15 protein-coding genes and 1 tRNA gene are annotated in these 19,837 nt (G+C 46.7%); 9 read left to right on the top strand and 7 right to left on the bottom strand.

Annotation, left to right across the window (positions count from 1 at the left end; genetic code table 11):
- The first annotated feature begins 1 nt into the window (after position 1).
- The 4 genes from ACOJS8_RS22375 to ACOJS8_RS22360 all read left to right on the top strand — a co-directional run bounded on the left by ACOJS8_RS22375 (position 2) and on the right by ACOJS8_RS22360 (position 3,590).
- Positions 2-271, top strand: coding sequence for a hypothetical protein (locus ACOJS8_RS22375; RefSeq protein ID WP_420150779.1), 270 nt, complete (start codon positions 2-4; stop codon positions 269-271).
- 35 nt (positions 272-306) lie between these two features.
- Positions 307-1,479, top strand: a complete 1,173-nt coding sequence (locus ACOJS8_RS22370) for a methionine aminotransferase (protein ID WP_420150778.1) — start codon at positions 307-309, stop codon at positions 1,477-1,479.
- Between the two features lie 22 nt (positions 1,480-1,501).
- Positions 1,502-1,984, top strand: coding sequence for a DUF4395 domain-containing protein (locus tag ACOJS8_RS22365; RefSeq protein ID WP_420150777.1), 483 nt, complete (start codon positions 1,502-1,504; stop codon positions 1,982-1,984).
- 76 nt (positions 1,985-2,060) lie between these two features.
- Positions 2,061-3,590 carry a sulfatase family protein gene (locus ACOJS8_RS22360; RefSeq protein ID WP_420150776.1) on the top strand — a complete coding sequence of 510 codons (1,530 nt, stop codon included), beginning with the start codon at positions 2,061-2,063 and terminating at the stop codon, positions 3,588-3,590.
- 53 nt (positions 3,591-3,643) lie between these two features.
- Here the strand turns inward: ACOJS8_RS22360 and ACOJS8_RS22355 are convergent, their stop codons facing one another.
- Positions 3,644-4,198 carry an RNA polymerase sigma factor gene (locus tag ACOJS8_RS22355; protein ID WP_420150775.1) on the bottom strand — a complete coding sequence of 185 codons (555 nt, stop codon included), beginning with the start codon at positions 4,196-4,198 and terminating at the stop codon, positions 3,644-3,646.
- Positions 4,199-5,240: 1,042 nt separating this feature from the next.
- Between ACOJS8_RS22355 and ACOJS8_RS22350 the strand changes: the two genes are divergently transcribed.
- Positions 5,241-6,161: a hypothetical protein gene (locus tag ACOJS8_RS22350; protein WP_420150774.1), complete on the top strand. Its 921-nt coding sequence runs from the start codon at positions 5,241-5,243 to the stop codon at positions 6,159-6,161.
- A 918-nt stretch (positions 6,162-7,079) separates the two neighbouring features.
- Here the strand turns inward: ACOJS8_RS22350 and ACOJS8_RS22345 are convergent.
- From ACOJS8_RS22345 to ACOJS8_RS22320, 6 genes are all read right to left on the bottom strand, one after another.
- Positions 7,080-7,156, bottom strand: a tRNA-Asp gene (locus ACOJS8_RS22345).
- 171 nt (positions 7,157-7,327) lie between these two features.
- Entirely contained in the window at positions 7,328-8,554 is a 1,227-nt protein-coding gene (locus ACOJS8_RS22340; protein WP_420150773.1) for a cellulase family glycosylhydrolase, read from the bottom strand.
- A gap of 57 nt (positions 8,555-8,611) precedes the next feature.
- Entirely contained in the window at positions 8,612-9,670 is a 1,059-nt protein-coding gene (locus ACOJS8_RS22335) for a family 43 glycosylhydrolase (RefSeq protein ID WP_420150772.1), read from the bottom strand.
- Between the two features lie 69 nt (positions 9,671-9,739).
- Positions 9,740-10,231, bottom strand: coding sequence for a Fur family transcriptional regulator (locus tag ACOJS8_RS22330; protein ID WP_420150771.1), 492 nt, complete (start codon positions 10,229-10,231; stop codon positions 9,740-9,742).
- A 58-nt stretch (positions 10,232-10,289) separates the two neighbouring features.
- Positions 10,290-10,628: a DUF6686 family protein gene (locus ACOJS8_RS22325; RefSeq protein WP_420150770.1), complete on the bottom strand. Its 339-nt coding sequence runs from the start codon at positions 10,626-10,628 to the stop codon at positions 10,290-10,292.
- A 295-nt stretch (positions 10,629-10,923) separates the two neighbouring features.
- Positions 10,924-15,618 (bottom strand): translocation/assembly module TamB domain-containing protein, encoded by a 4,695-nt coding sequence (locus ACOJS8_RS22320; protein ID WP_420150769.1) that lies wholly within the window; start codon positions 15,616-15,618, stop codon positions 10,924-10,926.
- A gap of 133 nt (positions 15,619-15,751) precedes the next feature.
- On the opposite strand from ACOJS8_RS22320, the gene tsaD reads away from it, so the two are divergent.
- The 4 genes from tsaD to ACOJS8_RS22300 all read left to right on the top strand — a co-directional run bounded on the left by tsaD (position 15,752) and on the right by ACOJS8_RS22300 (position 19,719).
- Complete coding sequence (gene tsaD / locus ACOJS8_RS22315) at positions 15,752-16,750, top strand: tRNA (adenosine(37)-N6)-threonylcarbamoyltransferase complex transferase subunit TsaD (protein WP_420150768.1); 999 nt, start codon at positions 15,752-15,754, stop codon at positions 16,748-16,750.
- A 71-nt stretch (positions 16,751-16,821) separates the two neighbouring features.
- Positions 16,822-17,712: an MOSC domain-containing protein gene (locus ACOJS8_RS22310; RefSeq protein ID WP_420150767.1), complete on the top strand. Its 891-nt coding sequence runs from the start codon at positions 16,822-16,824 to the stop codon at positions 17,710-17,712.
- 72 nt (positions 17,713-17,784) lie between these two features.
- Positions 17,785-18,576, top strand: a complete 792-nt coding sequence (locus ACOJS8_RS22305) for a hypothetical protein (protein WP_420150766.1) — start codon at positions 17,785-17,787, stop codon at positions 18,574-18,576.
- A 150-nt stretch (positions 18,577-18,726) separates the two neighbouring features.
- Positions 18,727-19,719 carry a 3-hydroxyacyl-CoA dehydrogenase family protein gene (locus ACOJS8_RS22300; RefSeq protein ID WP_420150765.1) on the top strand — a complete coding sequence of 331 codons (993 nt, stop codon included), beginning with the start codon at positions 18,727-18,729 and terminating at the stop codon, positions 19,717-19,719.
- Positions 19,720-19,837 lie beyond the last annotated feature (118 nt).

Here is a 19,837-nt window from a genome sequence, read left to right as displayed (position 1 = left end):
CATGAAAAGTGATCGAAATGATGGAGCCGCGTTTTTCCGGGAATTGCCCTATCAGGATCAGGTGAATCTGGTCTGGCAGCGTGGCCTACTACTCGAAGCGCGACGACTGCCGGGTTTCTGGCTGCATCTGTACGCTGTCGATACGTTTTTTGTAGAAATGTGGGTGTGTCAGCGCCGGTACGACGTTACGTTGGTCCGGCTGCTGGATCATATAAATGAGTTAGAGCCGTATATTGACAAAATTTCACTTGGCAACGTATTGTCAACCTAACGCTGCTCTGTTTCCGCTGATACGCTTAACGAACAATGATTAACTCTTCCCGCACACTGGCCGCAACAGGTCTGCTTTCCAAACTTCCGAATGTTGGTACAACCATTTTTACCGTCATGTCGAAACTGGCTACCGAAACGGGAGCCATTAATTTGTCGCAGGGATTTTCGGGGTTCGATTGTTCGCCTGAATTAGTATCGTTGGTTGAGCATTATTTACGGAACGGGTTTAATCAGTACGCACCCATGACGGGCGTTCCGGCGTTGCGCGAAGCGTTGGCGCAGAAAACATTTGAGCAATATAACGTAGCGTACAATCCGGAAACCGAAGTGACCATTACGTCGGGCGCTACCGAAGCGATCTTCGCTGCCGTTACGTCGGTAGTGCGTCCGGGAGATGAGGTGATCGTACTCGAACCGGCCTATGATAGCTACGTACCCGCCATTGAACTGAACGGGGGCATTCCCGTATACGTAACGCTGACTCTGCCCAGCTATGCCATTGACTGGCAGGCGATTGCTGAGAAGGTTACGGATAAAACCCGGCTGATTCTAGTCAATACGCCCCACAATCCAACGGGGCACGTCTGGACACGTAGTGACCTGAACCAACTGGCCGACCTAATCCGCGACCGCGACATCTGGATTGTGAGCGACGAAGTGTACGAACATATTCTGTTCGATGGACGGTCGCATCATTCGCTTATGACGCATCCTGAATTGCAGGAGCGAACGTTTGTAATAGGTTCGTTCGGAAAAACATTTCACATTACCGGCTGGAAAATTGGCTACTGCCTGGCGCCGGTTAATTTGACAACTGAATTTCGTAAGATTCATCAGTATCTGACGTTTAGTACGGTTACGCCTATTCAGTACGCCTTAGCCGACTACCTGAAACAGCCCGAGCATTACCGCCAGTTGCCCGATTTCTACCAGCATAAGCGTGATTTGTTTCTGGAAGGGCTGCGCGGTTCGCGTTTTACATTTACCCCCGCCGAAGGAAGTTTCTTTCAAACGGTTTCGTACGCTGCCGTTTCCGACGAGCCGGATTATGATCTGGCGGTTCGTTTGACCAAAGAAATTGGCGTAGCGTCCATTCCGGTTTCTGTATTTTATCATCAGAGGAATGATTACCAGATACTTCGGTTCTGTTTTGCCAAAGACGACGCCACGTTACAGGAAGCTGCCGAACGACTAAGCCGATTGTGAATTTATTCCTTGATTAACCCGTATGAAAAATGAGAATAGCGAGCCATCGTTGAATGGATCAAATGCGTTACGTTCGTCAGCCCTGGAATGCCCGATTGATGGCGTTAAGATGAACGAGAGTAAAGCGCGGACAGTTGCTTTTGGAGTTCTGCTGCTTATAGTGGCTTTTCTACTGACATCCTTCTGGCCGATATTGCTTTTTATGTTAATGGATTTTGCTCTACGCGCATTCAACTACGGTACATACAGCCCGCTGGCGCGAATAAGTGATCAGGTTGTCAGGGTGCTGGATTTCCCGGTTCGGCTGGTTGATCAGGCTCCCAAGCGTTTTGCTGCCGGAGTTGGACTTATCTTCTCAATAACTCTGCTCATAGTACAGGCAGTAGGGCTCAATACGTTCGTGCTGGCGGGTATACTAGCTGTGTTTGCTGCTTTAGAATCATTAGCTGGTTTTTGCGCCGGTTGCTACGTATACACTTTTCTCCCCTCGTTTCTGAAAAAATAGGTTTACTTCATTTTATCCGCGTTGCAACGGGTCAGCTGAAGAAGTGCGGCTATTTTAACCAGGTAAGTTGTCAGGTATGAAGAAAATCTTTTTGGTTGCTTTAGCGAGTCTATACGTTGTTGGGGTTGCACAGATGAGTTACGCGCAGTCCAGGCCCAATATTGTGTTGATTTACGCAGACGATTTAGGGTTTGGTGATGTGAGTTGCTACGGGGCCACTAAAATTAAAACGCCTAATATTGATCAGGTGGCTGCTGAGGGATTACGGTTTACGAATGCGCACGCATCGTCAGCAACGTGCACGCCCTCACGTTTTTCTCTCCTGACAGGTCAATACGCCTGGCGAAAGTCGGGAACGGGTATTGCTCCGGGCGATGCTGCTCTGATTATTCCAACTGATCGGTTAATATTGCCCGGTATGCTTCAGAAAGCCGGTTACAAAACAGCCGCAATCGGTAAATGGCACTTAGGGCTGGGTCCTAAGGGGGGGGCCGACTGGAATGGCGATATAAAACCCGGACCGCTGGAAATTGGCTTCGACTATTCGTTTCTGCTACCTGCCACGGGCGACCGCGTTCCCTGCGTATATGTAGAGAATCATCGAATTGTCGGTCTGAGCCCGAACGATCCGATTCAGGTGAGCTACGTAGCGCCAGTGGGTAATGAGCCTACCGGGAAAAATAATCCTGAGCTTCTTAAAATGAAGTTTTCGCACGGCCACGATCAGACTATCATAAACGGGGTGAGTCGCATTGGGTATATGAGTGGTGGAAAATCGGCGCGGTGGGTCGATGAAGATATGGCGGACGTACTGACCCGCAAAACCGTTGAGTTTATGGAAGCAAATCAGAAGCAGTCGCAGCCGTTCTTCGTTTATTTTGCTACGCACGACATTCACGTACCGCGCTTACCCAACGCTCGTTTTGTTGGTAAGAGCGGCATGGGGCCACGTGGCGACGCCATTCTACAGTTAGACTGGTGTGTAGGAGAGATTACAAAAGCACTTGATCGCTTAGGTCTTACAACCAATACGTTGCTTATAATCAGTAGCGATAATGGTCCGGTTATAGACGATGGCTATCAGGATCAGGCCGTTGAAAAGCTGAATGGGCATAAACCCGCTGGGCCGTTACGTGGTGGCAAATACAGCGCGTTTGATGCCGGAACGCGCGTTCCGTTTTTGGTACGTTGGCCGTTACAAGTAAAAACAGGTACATCAGACGCATTGGTCAGCCAAATAGATATGTTTGCTTCATTAGCGGCTCTGACCGGGCAAACACTCGCTACCAATGAAGGTCCTGACAGCTTTAATTCGCTGGAAACGATTCTAGGCAAAAATCGGGACGACCGTCAGTATGTAGTCGAGCAATCCTTAAATAGTACACTATCGGTGTTAAAAGGCCGATGGAAATACATAGAACCGAATAGCGGGCCAGCGATCAATAAAAATACGCATACCGAATTAGGCAACGATTCCAAGCCTCAGTTATACGATTTGAAAACGGATTTAGGCGAAACAAAGAACGTAGCAGAGCAACATTCACAGATTGTCGGCGAGTTGGGCGGATTACTGAAAACGGTGAGGGAAACAAAGCAAAGCCGCTAACGTAGCGTTTTGATAACTACGATAGCGGCTTGCCTGGCCGTTAGAAGTCCGTGTTAGACGGAGTATTTTTGGTTGCAAAACTGCTGAATCCGATCTCGACTTCGTTTCAGCCGCATTTTAACTGCACTTACCTTAATATTATATAGTTTGGCCAACTCTTCAATGCTTACCCCTTCTTCATATTTCTGACGTAGCAATCGCTGCTCTGATAAGGGTAAACTTGCCATCGCCTGACGAACCAGTTCCAGGCTTTCTTCCTCAGCCAGGCCTTCTCGGGAATCCGTAAGATTTGCTTCTAAAACTGTATCGATTGATGTTGTAGGCAACCGTTTGGCCAAACGAAGCTGGTCTGAGCAGTAGTTGTGAGCAATTGAATTGAGCCAGGTAGAAAAGCTAGACCGTTGCTGAAAATTATTGAGCTTACTAAAGGCTTTCATAAACACATCGTGGGTGAAATCCTGCGCCACTTCAGCGTCCTTGGTCATAAACAGGCATCGTTTATATACTTTCGAGACGTAGCGTTTGTAAAGCGTTTCAAAACATTGATTAGGCTGGTTGGAAAGGTATTGACGAATCATCTCTTCGTCGGTGGGGAAACTATTTTTCATAGGTTTAAGAATAGGCTAATAGAACGTAAACTCAATTACATCAGAATTACAATTTGTGTGGGTTTATGATGCAATAATTTTTATAAGGCAGCTAATCAACGTAGCAACTAACTAATTGATAAACATTTTTAGAATTATTGGCTACACTATTAATGGAAATTTTTAATAAAATGACGACTACTAGTTATCATTCAACAATGAATTTCTGGTTTTAACCTACGTCATTTGCTGTACTTAGTAATTCATATTATAGCGTCTTTTCACTACGTATAATTAATGCTATACTTATAATTAACCTTTAGCTAGAAACTTGTTTTAAAAAAAAGTACATAAAGGTACTAAATGTGAAAATAGCTTTAAATACTTGTCCTGAAATATTTAATTTTTTTAATAACAAGTTTGAAATTTATTATATGGTAAATGAAAGAGATACATTTTTTATAATGAGGTGCTAAGAACGCACAGTTATTGATAAATAATAAAGACTTGAATACAAGTGACAGGGAGCTGTTTACTCGATAAAATCAGCGAAAAACAAACAAAGCTTTTTAGTAGTGATGAATATTTTTTGCTTAGTACAATACGATATTCTGAAACAAAATCTTTCATAAAATTTAATTCCAGATATAGCTATACACTACAAGTATATATATAAAGATTTTGGTGAATATAAATAATTAGGTAAAAATACTCATGAGACTTGTTTGCGCTATTATTCATGTGTACTTAAAAAGATATGAAATTATCTTAAATTAATATATGATAACGTAAGTTTTTTGTTAAAAAGAATGATTATTTAGGATTTTTCAGAAGTAAAATTTTTTAAATATGTACTTTCCGGTACAAGATTGTTGAATATAAGACCGTAATATTACTTAGGTTTTCCCTCGCCATCAATCGCCCATATATTGGCGTTTTAACAGCAAGTATAGAGTTACTAATTAATAGATGACACCCTGAAGAAACTCGGATGATTAGCAGCGTTTTTAGGGAAAAGCATCTACCCAATCAATTAACATCACCTTTTTACTCCTCTTTAATCATGAAAAAAGTTTATCGTAATCTGTGTAATCCGAATAGTGGGTATTCAGGATTTCTGCGTATGGTTGTTTTAGGTATCATACTGGCAACGCTCCCAGGCGCCAGGCTTTTGGCAACAACAATCGGATTTCAATCTCAAAGATCTGTAGCTGTATGCCCCACATTTGGCGGTATAGAATACGAGCAATCGACAATATCCTATGAAGGGCAACCCTTATCGATCACTTCTATTGTTACTGGGCTAGTACCGAATACAAGTCAGACCTTTACTTTTACTGTTGATGGTGTGCTTCAGCCTCAAGTGACTGCTACCAGCGACGCGGATGGTAATATAACGGATGCCTTGCGCAAATTAGCGATAGCTTATGCGCCAGGTATGCTAACATTAGGCACGCATACTGCTGTTCTTACGTCTATTAAAATTGGGGATTGTGTGCTTAATATAACGGCCAACAATACAGTGACCGTTGTTGTAATACCCGCTCCGGATTTGACACCAGTAGTTCATACTGCTCCGACCACTCTGTATGGGAATTCTCAGGTATCTTTTGTCGTAGATGTTTTTGAGCTAAATAATTCTCCTACGACTTCTAGTTCGACCCGTAAGGTGAAAGTTTATATCAACAAACAGGAAAAAGTTGATCTTTCCTTTGATGCCACTGCTACGTCGATCGGGGGCTATTCTGTACAGAACAGTGCTTGGAGTTTTGATGATTCCTCAGACGAAAACTACTACATACTCACGGCTAATAACATAATAGAAGCAGGAAGCAAACTTTCCTTTGGCCTGACAGGGGCATTTATGCCTGGTAGTACTTCCGGAACCATGGCACTTTGTTCGGTTATTGCTCCACTAAGTGGGGGAGAGGTAAATAATGCTAACAACACGGACGCGGATAGCGTCACGTACTTTACCAAGTAAGGCCTTCCTGGTTATTGTATTGCTGTATTTATAAAGCCGAAGATTGTTTGGCCTTTGTATACCGACGGGCATTTTTTCGAGTCGGTATGCAAAGGTTTGCTATTTGCAGCAATCAGGATTTCAGATTACTCATTGCTACTACCTGTACCCGGATGTCAATGGGCTGTTAATCAGATTAGTAAGTCATTAAATAACGTGAAATGCAGAAAACTTTTTGATAATATCTGTCGTTATACTAACTCAACTAAACTCACTTCAAGCCAGATGCGCAGATTCTACACTTATCATCCTACTTATTGTTATGATTATACGGAAGAAGTCGCATATAATGGGACCATGGACGCTAATACTTGTTATTGCAGGTTCTCTTTTTCTGTTAGCTGTTGAAGTAATTCTGGATCTGTTTTAACAAGGAATCAACTGACTTTATTGATTATCGAATCGATTTAAGGTTAAAAATATTGGTACTTAAAAAGGCTACGTCAGCAATGAGTGTGGCCTTTTTTGCTAGTGATCATAAGCCTCCGGGTTTCGTTACTTGGTACTTTCGGGCTTTTAAAAGATATCATCGTTCCTAAATACTAGTAAAATTATGTATTTAGTGAAGGGAGATGCTTGGGATAACATAATCACTTTTGTACACCAACGAAAAGCAGCTATATTTTTTATTGTAAGCGATTGAAAATGAGCGCGATGTTGAAATGACTCGAACGCTCAGCCGTCTGCTTAAAGGGGATTTGACTCCACGGAGATTTTCTAGTTTTTGGTACCTTTTAAATCAAAGTTATTTGTGGGGGCTGTACCGTGACTAAAATATTAATTTCAACAAAGTAAGCACTACTTCTGACAGTATTAGAGACTGATTGTGCAAACCAGAAAAAAAAGCACTTACCATTTCTGATAAGTGCTTTTTTTTTGTGGCGGTCCGGACGGGGCTCGAACCCGCGACCCCCTGCGTGACAGGCAGGTATTCTAACCAACTGAACTACCGAACCAATTTTAATTAACGGTTTGCGCTGTCGCTTTCCGTAATTGTGGCACAAAAGTAGGGCCTTTCGCTATTCTGCGCAAGGGACTGCAAAAAAAAGTTTATTACTAACTGCCCGCTGCTACGTGTATAGCTTGGGAATCAGCCCTTTCGTTATAAAAGTTTTTTAGCAAGACCATTATTTTCCTGTAGCCTGTTTTATAGCTGCTGTCTCGGCTGGATCAACGGGTGTTCCATCCTGTTTGAAAACTTCATGAAACCAAACGGCTGGTTCACGGCCATTAACGTATGGCTTTTGCCAACTATCCCACGGTAAGAAGGTCTGCGTTTTGCCAGCCACAAAGCCCCAATTAATCATGCCTACTTTAGCCTTCTTCGCAATCGGCAGATGTGTCTGAAACTTACTGTTAACTCCACGCGCCATATATTCTGTGCAGATGACTGGTCGTCCAAAGGTCTCCAATGCCGGAATCACCTTCTCCAGATCCTCTGGTTTGGAATACTGATGGAACGTAATGATGTCTGAATTGTCGAACTGAACACGCTCTATGGGAGTCCATTTGGTAGAATCCTGCCAATCGGCTGGAGTACGGTACACCCACACTCCTGATGTTAGTGGCTGACTGGCTCCTGCTGCGCGAGACCATTGAAAGACCTGAGGTAACAGATTTCTGACCAGCGTTTTCTTTTCTTCGTCGGGCAGTTCAGTCTTTAGATGATTCTTGCCGTAGCTATTTCCGTTCGTATTGTCTGGTTCATTCCACATGTCCCAGGCCAGAATCCGTTTATCATCCTTAAAGGCACTCACTACGCCTTTTACATAGGCTGCCAGACGCGGATATTGTGATGGATCTTTCAGCGCTGCTGCACCAGGACTTTGTACCCAGCCTGAGTTATGAATGCCTGGGGTTGGGGCGTGTTGCTTGCCGAGTTTAGGAGCCGGGTCCCAGCAGGAATCGAACAGTACCAGCATCGGCCGGATTTTATGCTTGTCGCAAATGGTTAGAAATTGATCAAGGCGCTTTTTAAAACCCGTCGAATCCTGCCATAGTAAATCATGCAAAAAGACACGCATGGTGTTCATGCCAATACCTTCGGCCAAAGCCAGCTCCTTGTCAATCGTTTTTGGATCGAAGGTTTCTGCCTGAAACATTTCCAGCTCGTTAATAGCATTAGCGGGAATGTAGTTGGCACCTACCAGAAAAGGTTCTTTGCTGTACCAGGCATTCGCTCTGTCGGCCGACCACCGTCCTGTTTCGGCGCTCGACGTAGTAGAGGAAAGCGTTGTGTCACCGTTGGCCGCGGCAAGTGAATCCAGCGCTTTCTGTTCGCTTTTATTTGCTGATTTGCAACCGTTCAGACTAAGCAAAGCCGCGAGAATGGCAGGTAAAATGAGTGTTCGCATGTGACTTTATGAAAATTAATGAAGAAAGAAGTGGGAGGCTTTATTGAGTTTACTACGTTATTCTGTAGGAACAGGCATTGATTTTTTAGGAACAGGCCTGCCAAAATTAGGGGAGCCGTCGGCGGTCCAGGTGAACGGTTGAATATGGGGGGCGCGTTTGTCGCCACAGCCATCTGTCGCCGAAGGATTGGCATGATAAATCATCCAATCCTGTTTCCCGTCGGCCGACCGGAAAAAACCGCCGTGTCCTGGTCCCCAAACACCATTTTCGGGAGCCTGCGTAAATACTGGACCATTATATTTTATCCAGTTTCTTGGGTCAAGTAAATCACCCTTTCCGTTATAAGTTAACAAACCGAGACTATAATCGAGCCAGCAGGCATTTGCGGAGTAGACAATGAATAAACTGTCGTTATGCCGTAAGAACTCTGGCCCTTCATTGACATAAATTTTAGGTACTTCACCGTTTTTCTGCCATTCCTGTGGTACGTCGCCGTGGAGTTCCCAGGGTTGATCGGGCTGCGATATCTTGACACGGTCACCATCTATTGTCCACGGGTTTTTTAACCTGGCAAGGTATATATCCTGACGGCCATTGGTGTTTCCTTCCCAACCCGACCAGGCTGCATACAACTGCCCATTATAGTCGATAACCGACATGTCAATGGCCCAGTGGTTACCCTGATCGCCAATTTTCCCTTTCATCATCCATTCGCCCTGCATTGGATCAGGCGATGAGTTTTCAATGACCCAAACCCGGTGAGTGAGATTATTGAGCGAATCGGCTGAAAAGTAAATGTACCAGCGGTTATTAAACGAGTGAATCTCTGGCGCCCACAATTCTTTAGAATAAGGTTTACCCGCTGGTGGCGTATAAATGACTTTGCTCTCGGCTGTACTAAGATCGGCCATGTTACGGGTTTTCCAGAGCGTCAGGTTACGGCCGGTGGTGTTCATGTAGTAATACCAGCCGTCTTTCTGTAGCACCCATGGGTCCGGACCTGAATTTTTGATTGGATTTGTAAAGGTCCGTTGGGTCTGTAGCGCATGAACTACGAGGAACGTAGCAAGAAACGCGCTTTTAAAAAGCCGAGTTTTCGGCAGTAGATGGAACATGATCCAGGAAAAGGTTCGTCTGGTATAGTAAAGAACAATATACTCGTTTTTACCCCTTCCTATGTCTAGTCAATTGTTTACTGAGGTGTTTCCGGGCTTAGTCTCGCAATCCACGTCGGTACATTCTCCGTAAAAGACAAGTGAATGGGATTGCACCTGAAAATTCAATGACTCCCCTACGTTCGTTTTAATAAAGTGTAAACGCGGATCACAGAATTCTTTCACCCGGTGACAGTCTGTGCAGACTAAATGCCCATGTTGCTGTCGTCCAAGCGATTTTTCGTAGCGGCTTTTTATGTTGTCTTCGTCGCCAAACTGATGTCGCTGAACCAGCCCATATTCGACAAATACCTCTAACGTATTGTAAACTGTTGCCCGACTCACAGGGTATGATTTCTGCTGCATGGCCAGGTATAAATCTTCGGCATCAAAATGGTCGGTCCGCGAATATACCTCATCAAGAATAGCAAAACGCTCTGAGGATCGACGTAGCCCTTTTTCCAGAAGTGACTTTTCCAGCCTGATTCGGGCAGCGGCCAGTATTGATTGTGACTCTTCCATACTGATTTAAAATTTAGAAAGGAACCGGTCAATAACCAGTTCCTTTTCCTGCGTTCTACTAACCTAACCTATGAGTTGTCTTTAATAACTGATCTACTTCCATGAGCAGCGTAGCTTCATTCATCAGCTGAATAAGCTCATTGATTTCGTCCTCTGAAAACAGAACAAAATAGTTGGACATGGGTGTTTTGAGAAGCCATTCTTTGCCGTGCGTTGTGAAAAAAGGACGCATAGCGGTTCGGTTCGTTATGACTTCCTGATAGGATACAAATTCCGCTTCAGCCAGAATAAACAGCGAATTTTTGTAGGCGAGATTATACGACCGACAGCCTGCGCAATAGCCAACGTAACCGCTTTCGTTTTGTGACAGAGTTTTCAGATGATGTTGATGGTCCATATTTACCTCGGAATAAGATTCGTCTAATTGGCCTGACTTTTAAGCAGTTGATAATGATTTAGTATACGTAGCGCCTGCGGCAAGCCTAATCCTAATAAAATCCAGCCTTGAATAGACTAAACTGGCTATCAGAAATTAACATGAGCAATTTCTTTATTTAGACTAATTTTAAACAAACATAAAAGGCTAAACCTTCAGACGCAAGAATTAATTGAAGAACTTTGCGTAATACGTCTGGACTGGCGAGTAAATGACATAGTGCCAGTAATGAATAAATCCGCTCCGAAGCTGCTTACTAGAGAATTTCCCGACCTCTGACAGAGGTGGTTACGGGAGTAGGAGTTATTTCGTCTTCAGGCTTATCGGGGGTTAAACCGGGGGAATTGCGTTTGCCGCCGAAGAGACGATTAAACGAACGGGTGTATAGTAAACTCAATCCGCCACCCGTTGTGATGGTACTGGTAGTACTATACTGACTTAGAATACTTTGCTGATTGCGATTGTATACTTTCGCACGAAACTGACCGTCGGGCGTTATGAAATATTCGAGGGTCCATTCACCCAGTAAACTGGCCGCATTGTACTGGCTCTGTCCATACGTAAAACCTCCATCGCGGCTAATCCGTAAACGATCGTTCAGAAGGCGATACGAGAAGCGCAATTGCAGGTTATTGAGCAGATTTTCAGATTGCGTTCCGTTCGTAAAACCACCAAACGATACGCCAATATCCAGGTTCTCGTTAAGGTTCGACGCCAGTCGGCTAATCTGATTGGAAAGTAATTCGCTCACGCTGTTCGCTACGCCACTATTGACCTGATTCTGGTCGAAAAGGCTGGTGTTTTCGGATAGCAACTGGTTGAATAACAGTACGCTACTTACCTGACGTGTTAGCTCCTGGTCATTGCTTTGAATCCGCGATTCGAAAGCTGTAACGGCCTGCCGGAAATCGGAAGAGGATGGATACTCTTTAATGTCCAGATCGTAGCTGATAGATGGACTACCTAACTCGCCATTCAGTTTAATAACCAGATCAACTGGGAATCGACGACTCTGATCGGCGGTTGTCGTGGTTTTCGGACCGGGTAACAAAGGAGCCAGTGAGGTGTACTGCGTATAAGCCGCCGTTACGTCCAGAAGCGCACCATACGGGTCACCTGTCCACGTAATGCGGCTGTTGGGTCGAATCTGAAAGCGTTTATTAATGATGTTCTGGAACGTAAAGGTATAATCGCCCCGCTCGATGGCGTAATTACCTGTCATCGTAAAGTCGCCTTTAGTGTCCACTTTCATGGCGATACGTCCTTCGCCATAGGCGCTGATGATGTCACCTGTTTGTCTGTCGAGCTGAATTTCGCAGTACGCATCGGGCGTAATATTAAAATTGAAATCCATTTGGATGCGCGACAAATCAAGTTCACCATCCGACTGCGCACCCGGGCGGCTGGCAGATCGATTCGCTACGTTGCCGGAAGTGCTGCTCAGATTAACAAACCGAATCTGCTCATCATCGGCTACCGACGTAGCGCCATCCAATGGGATGAAAATACGAGTTCCCCGATTACTCGTTACGTTCGACCGAATTGTGATGTTGTCGAGCGGGCCATACAATTCCGCTTTCCCTGTTACAACAGCCTGCCCGTAAAAGGCATCGTTGTCTTTGGCAACGGTATTCATGATTTTGAAATTCTTCAAATCAGCGTCGAAGCCGAGTGTGAAATTCCGAAACCCTTCATGGTAAACCCCGCCCCGAATCAGGGCCGTATTTCCCTGTGGGTCACGTAGCGTTAGTTGCCGGGTAATGATTTCGTTTTCGCCGAAGTAAATATTGTCGTCAAACGAGAAATCAGCTTTCAGGTAGTCAAACCGACCGCGCCCGCCTTTTACCGCCACCTGCCCCATCAAGACAGGTAAATTGGGCGTACCCCGAACTGCTACAACGCCACTCGCTATTCCGCCCAGATTGGAGAAAAGACCAGGTGTGAAAGGTTCCAGTAGTTTAAGGTCGGTGGCGTTTAGCGTAGCCTTCAGTGACAAGGGATCGGCCTTACGTTTGGGCGTGTACGTACCGAGCAACGTAAGCATATCCGTTTCATTTCGACTGATACGGGCATCGACGTTTAGGCGCTGGGCTGCCTGATCCCATTCGCCCTGCCCGCGTACATCGCCGATGAGCGCTTTCTGATACGACAAGGCTGTGACGGCCAGCGAACTCTCAAGAATGGGCGTATCGTAAAAATTACGTAGCGACAACGTACCGTTCAACGTACCGCCCAGGCTGGTATTCAGGAGCGGATTGAGAGAGGCTAACAGGAAATTCTGCGCTTCCAGATTCAGGTGTTGAACCGAATCGGGAGATATTTTGCCCGATGCCTGCACAAACTGATTTTCGTTCAGTAGCGACAGGTTTCGGATCGTGTACTCGTCGCCGACTTTACGAATCAGGCTTTGCGGATTAAGAACCCAGTCGCCATCGAGTACACGTACTTTTGATTGTCGGAAGGTCAGGTCAATGGCATCGCCCTTAAAGCGCAGTTCGCCATTCAGATCGGCATGGTTCACGAATTTACCACTGCTGTCGGCCTGTTCAATATCACTGGTAAAATCAATGTGATCGATATCCCAGGAGGCTTCAATCTGTAAATTACGGGTCGGTAAGACGGAGCTGAACAACTGCCGCTTTGATGAGATTACTGCCGATGCCAGTACTTCCTGATCGTATATAAACTTGGAGGTCGTTAAATCCAGATCCGTTGGGCCGAAGCTAAGGGTGCCGAATCGGAGTGAATCAGTCTTGACCGTTGCCGTCAAAAACGACGTGTTATCTTCCGTAAACCGTCCTTCCAGTCGGGTTGATGGTGCTACGTAAGCCGATTCCCCAAGAAAAGACAGTAAAGGAGTTAGGTTTTTGGTGATGAACTGGTAATCAACGCCATAGCGCGCAGTTGGCAATACTGCCCGACCGGTAATCCGTTTAGCCTGTTCCCGTTTCTGCTCGTAATAGGCTCTCATACCAGCCGCGTCCCCTTTGAAATAAAGCTGGTATTCTTTGACTAATCGCTTCAGGTCGTCGATTGTCCGTTGCGGCTGAAAATTACCCTGTAAGCGAGTTGTCAGAAAATCGGAGTCAAGATCAAAATAACGCTGGGAGCGGGTTAGTTCGCGTTTAGTGGAATCAGTAGTTGGTACAGGCTGTTGTTCGATGGATGAAAACAGCGTAAGCTTATTTAGATTCAGGTTTCGCTTATTCAAGCTAAGCACGGTGTTATCGAACGTAGCGGTTCCTACAATATCGTCTAGCTTGCTGCCTTCCAGACGAATATCAACATCTGTTTTAAAGGCCAGCGAGTCGCTCAGATAGCCCAATGCCCGTAAGTTGGCATGCTCGATGGTGCCCCGGAAATCGTACCTATTCCGCGGAGCTTTCAGATTGAATAACCCGTCCAGATTAAACGCCAGGTTCGGGTCATTAATGGTCAGTTGACCTTCGAAAAGTGCCTTCTGCAAATTGCCTCTGGCCTCAACATTTTTATAATCATATCCCTGCCAGCCGAACTGGTCGAACTGACCGCTGAAATCAATACTGGCCTGCTCCAGATCGGTGCCGTGACCAATAATACGTCCTTTTCCATCGATCTTGCCAAACTGGTCGGGCTGATCGATCAGCTTGCCTAAATCCAGATTTTCGCTACGTAGGTTGGCTGTGTACGTGGTTGGACTCGCTTTATCGGCAAGCTTTAAAGCCAGGTCGCCGAATACGTTGCCAATCGCCGTGCGGAACGTTCCATTCGTTTTGAAATTATCGAAAGCGCCAACGAACGTAGCGTCGAACGTAGCGGTTCCTAGTTTCTGAATCGTATGGTTAAACGACGAATCCGGATAATACTGCCGCAGATCGGCCATGTTTACGACCGACGGCGTGAACGCAAAATCAACGGTGGTTTTGTCGATATCAGGCAGCCCCTTCCAGGCAATGTACCCCGTTAGCTGACTGCGCCCGTTTTGCCCAAACCGTAAGTCCGTATTATGCAGTCGCAGGTTGTCAACGGTCCCCGAAAAATCGGTAGTCAACAGCCAGGTTTCGTTCAGTTCGCGTAAATACGTAGAAAAATAGCCCAGATCTTTCGACGTGACTTTTGAGTTGCGGAACCGCGCCCGCATGAGTACCCGGTTGTTAAAATCGCCAAATGCCGACGGTTTATCGTATAGAAACGTCAGTTCATTGCGAATGACGGAGTTATTGATGTGGGCGTATAATTTCCCTAACTCCATTTTGGTGTTGCAATACAGAAAACGTGTATCCAGCTGCCGGATTTTAATACGTGTATCGCGGTCAATGCCCGATAGCCCCTTGGCTTCGAAGGCAATCGTATCGCCAAGCACTAAAAAATCACTGACCTCGGCATTCAGATTCTGGAGCGTGAAGTGGTTGTAATCGAAGCTCTTCGGGTCGCGCATGAACGGTTCGCGCGGGTCTTCGAGCGTATAAGCACCGTCAACCAGATGAATATGCGCCACCGTAAACGGTACGTTCTGATTGGGTACGCTAGGCTTTGTCGGATCGGACGTTAGCTCTTCAATGCGGGCGATAAAATCATCCAGATTTGTATCGCCATTGTTCAGATGTTTAATCATCCGCACATCAGGCTTGTACAGCACCACTTCGTCCAGATGAATATTGTGAGCTGACGAATCGATCAGATTTTGCAGATTATAATTCGCATCGAGCCGCCCGACAGTAATCATGGGCTGGCCTTCCCGATCCGTAATTCGTACGCCTTCGAGCGTTAGCGAGTCAAACCATTTTATGGAAACCCCCTGAATGTCAACTGGAAAGAGAAGCTTTTCAGAAAGCCATTTGGCCCCTTTCTGTGCCAGACGAGTTTGTACGGCCGGTAACTGCAGACTCAGCAAAATTCCCAGTGCTAAACCCAGTACCGTAAGAACCAGGTAGAGCAGCGTTTTAAGGAATATGGAGAAAAACTGACGCATCCGGGGCGGAAAGGCCTAATTTACAAGGATTAGTGAACAACAACTACTGATTAGACATCTAAATGAGGGAACGGTTTAGCCCTAACTTCCATTGTTTATTCACGAAGAAATCATTATCCATTAATTTTGTTCGGTGAATATTTTAGCCATTGAGTCTTCCTGCGATGAAACATCGGCGGCTGTTTTAGCCAACGGTCATATTTTGTCGAACGTAATAGCCACCCAGTTAATTCATGAACAGTATGGGGGTGTAGTGCCCGAACTGGCTTCACGTGCTCATCAGCAACATATTCTGCCTGTTGTTCAACGGGCCTTATCCGATGCAAAGGTACTGAAAAACGAGCTTTCTGCCATTGCTTTCACGCGTGGACCGGGTTTGCTGGGATCATTATTGGTTGGTACGTCGTTTGCCAAAGCCATGGCGCTGGGGCTGAATATTCCGCTTATCGAAGTCAATCACATGCAGGCACACGTACTGGCTCACTTCATTGAAGCACCGAGGCCAACGTTTCCTTTTCTGTGCCTGACGGTTAGCGGAGGCCATACGCAGATTGTACGTATCGATGGGCCACTTGATATGACCATTATTGGTCAAACGATGGACGATGCCGTGGGCGAAGCGTTCGATAAGTCGGCCAAGTTGTTGGGCTTACCGTATCCGGGCGGCCCGCTCATCGACAAATACGCCAAAGAAGGTAATCCGTTAGCGTATCGGTTTCCGATGAGCGAGATGCCGAATCTGGATTTTTCGTTCAGTGGGATCAAAACCGCCATTCTCTATTTTCTGCGTGATAATACGAAAACGAACCCTGATTTTATTCAGCAGAATCTGCCCGATATTTGCGCTAGTATTCAGCATACGTTGATACAGATGCTCCTAACGAAATTGAAACGAGCGGCTCGCGAAACCGGTATTCGGGACATTGCCGTGGCGGGGGGGGTATCGGCCAACAGCGGACTACGTAGCGCCTTGACGAAACTGGGCGAGGAGCAGGGTTGGAACGTATTTATTCCCCGTTTTGAGTACTGTACCGACAACGCGGCCATGATTGCGATGGCGGCTCAGTTTAAGTACGAACAGGGTGATTTTACGGCGCAAACCGTCAGCCCGCTGCCAAGGATGAGTTTTTAAACGTAAGCCAATAGCCGTTTGTCAAGAACCGATCGACGAAAACCGCTAATGACTGACCACTGTTGACCATCATGACTATTTCAGAACTTCGTATTTATCCGATCAAATCGCTGGGCGGTATTTCGGTGCCGGAAGTGATTGTGGAGCCGAAAGGGTTTCAGCACGACCGTCGGTTTATGCTTGTATCGCCAACCGGCGAGTTCATGACCCAGCGGACGAACCACCAGATGGCGCTGATCGACGTAGCTATCCCCGGAGCGCCGGACCGTGCCGCTACGTTACGTGTCTGGCACCGCAACCGTCCTGACGACGTACTGGAACTGCCGCTTTCGCCGGTTGTTGATGCCGATGAACGTAGTGAAACGATGCTGGTCAACATCTGGGATAGTAAAGACGTACCCGCCCAGACAGTCAGTGAAAAGGCAGACCAGTGGTTTACCGCCGTTCTCGGAAAGCCCTGCCGACTTGTGTATATGCCCGAGATGACACACCGATCCGTTGACCCGGCCTATGCGCGTGATCCCGAACAGGACGCCGTTAGTTTTGCGGATGGGTACCCTTACCTGTTAATCGGACAATCGTCACTTGATTATCTGAACCAACGCGCTTCGGAGTCGTTATCCATGATACGTTTCCGGCCAAACATAGTTGTGAGCGGCAGCGATCCGTACGACGAAGACAGTTGGGCGCATTTCCGGATTGGCGAACTCGATTTTTACGGCGTAAAACCCTGCGCGCGCTGCGTACTGACAACCATTGATCCGGAAACCGCTACGTTAGGAAAAGAGCCTTTGCGTACGCTGTCGACGTATCGGCAGTGGAAGCACAAGATTCTCTTTGGACAGAACGTATTGCCGAAGCTGACTGGTCAATCAGTATTGGGGCGTTTGCGGGTCGGACAAACCATCGACGTAATCAGTCGGCAGGAACCCTGGCTTGCGGCTCCGGCTGCTAACGAATAATTCGCGTACTCAACCGTTTTTATTTTGCTTACCTATCTACGTAATATCTACTATTTAAATTTCCTCGTTGTCGTGGGAGCCGTGCTTTCGAACCGAATGGCCGCGCGTCTGTCCGACGTTGATCCGATCCATTGGGCTACCCCGATTGCACTGGCGCTCGTTGTGTTTATCATTTATACCGTTGATCGACTGCTGGATGTTCGGAAAGACGATACGTCAAGGCAACCGCTTACGTTACGGCATCAGTTTCATCGGCAGCACGCTACGTTGTTATGGCGGATTGTGGGCGTAGCAACGGCACTCACTCTGGTACTTGTTTTCTTTCTTCCGGTCAGTGTGGTGAAATTCGGCATTGTGCTTGGTGGCATTTGTGCCGCCTATGTCGGAGCGGTTTTTCGGCTACCCGCACGACACCCGGCCTTGTTGTTAAAAGAGCCCCTTGTGGCTGTACTTTACACCGCTGGTATTTGGGGAAGCGTTTGGGTGCAACGTCCGGCGGTAAGCCGAATTGAGATGGCCGAATGCCTGATGTTTATGGGTATTGCGTTTCAGAATCTGGTGCTCTTTGCCGTGATGGAGCAGTATGAAAATCAGTCCGATCAGGCGATGTTTTCGCTCGCAACGCACTGGGGACAGGATCGTTGTGATACGATCCTGCGCTGGCTCACCTTCGGCATTGTTGCAGTGGGTTTTTCGCTTTGCTTTCTGACCGATGATCGATTCGCCCAACGTAGTGCGCTAATGCTCGGGCTTATGAGCCTGACGCTCTACGGCATTCAACGGTACCCCGCTTATTTTCTCCGAAATGAGCGGTATCGCTGGCTCGGCGATGGCGTATTCTGGATGCCTGCGCTGGTGCTGTAAGTCTGATGGAATTTCGTGATTCTGTTTCTGTGCTTTCTGTGATGTCGGGTTCTCAAACCCGACATTTCCGCGCCAGCAAGTGTGTCAGGTTTGAGAACCTGACAGCACGAAAAGAGCCCGACATTGCGAAAAGGATAAAACGTTTATAATATGAGTCAGGAAATGAGTCCGGCAGAAATACCCGTTGGCGTAGTGGGTTTGGGGTTGATGGGATGTAGCATTGTTACCTGTTTTCTGATGGCGGGGCACCCAGTCGTGGCGGTGGCGCCCATTCCGGCCGATATGAACACGGCGGAACCGCGAATACGTACGCATTTAGCCAACTCGTTTCACGAAGGAATAATAACCAATCTGCCGGAGACATACGTAACGCAGCTCCAGATTACGGAAGATTACAGTCTTCTGAAAAACTGCAAACTGGTGGTCGAATGCACGCTTGAAAACATCGACATCAAGAAAGCCGTCTACGCCAGAATCGAAGCCGCCGTTCCCGACGATACGCTTATTGCCAGCAATACGTCGGCGATTCCAATTAGTCTGCTTCAGCGGCAAACCCAATTACCGGCCCGCTTTTTCGGTCTGCACTGGATGGAACCCTCGCACACGACCCGGTTTCTGGAAATTATCTGTGGCGACTTAAGCGACGTAGCGAAAGCAGACTGGCTCTACGAATTGTCGCATCAGTGGGCAAAAGAACCAACGCTGGTTCGGAAAGATATTCGCGGCTTTATTACCAACCGACTCATGTACGCCATGTACCGTGAAGCCTTCAACCTGGTTGAAAATGGGTACGCTACGGTGGAAGATGTCGACCGGGCGATACGGAACAGCGCCGGTTTCTGGATGATGCTGGCAGGCGTTTTTCGCTGGATGGACTTGACGGGCGTTCCGGCCTATCATACCGTTATGAAAGACCTGTTTCCGACGCTGAGTAACCGTACCGACGTACCAAAACTGATTGACGACATTGTCCAAGCCGGCGGCAAAGGCGTTCAGAATGCGCAGGGCTTTTACGAATACACGCCTGAAGAAGCTGAAGCCTGGCAGAAAACCTACGAGGAATTCAGCTACGATATCCAACGGCTGGCCCAAAAATACCCGGCTGACGTAGTGAAGAAAAAAATAAGTAAATCCGACGAATAAACACAATACAAAGCCAGCGTAGGGTTCACTACGTATCCGTGCCCGTTTCATTTTGTTCAAATTAACAATTTGGCAAAACGAAGCGGGTGCTTTGCTTTCGTCTGGGTATGCATGATTG

Origin of the sequence: Spirosoma sp. (assembly GCF_048594605.1) — a bacterium.
Classification (GTDB): Bacteria; Bacteroidota; Bacteroidia; order Cytophagales; family Spirosomataceae; genus Spirosoma.
This window is presented reverse-complemented; position numbering and strand designations above follow the sequence as displayed.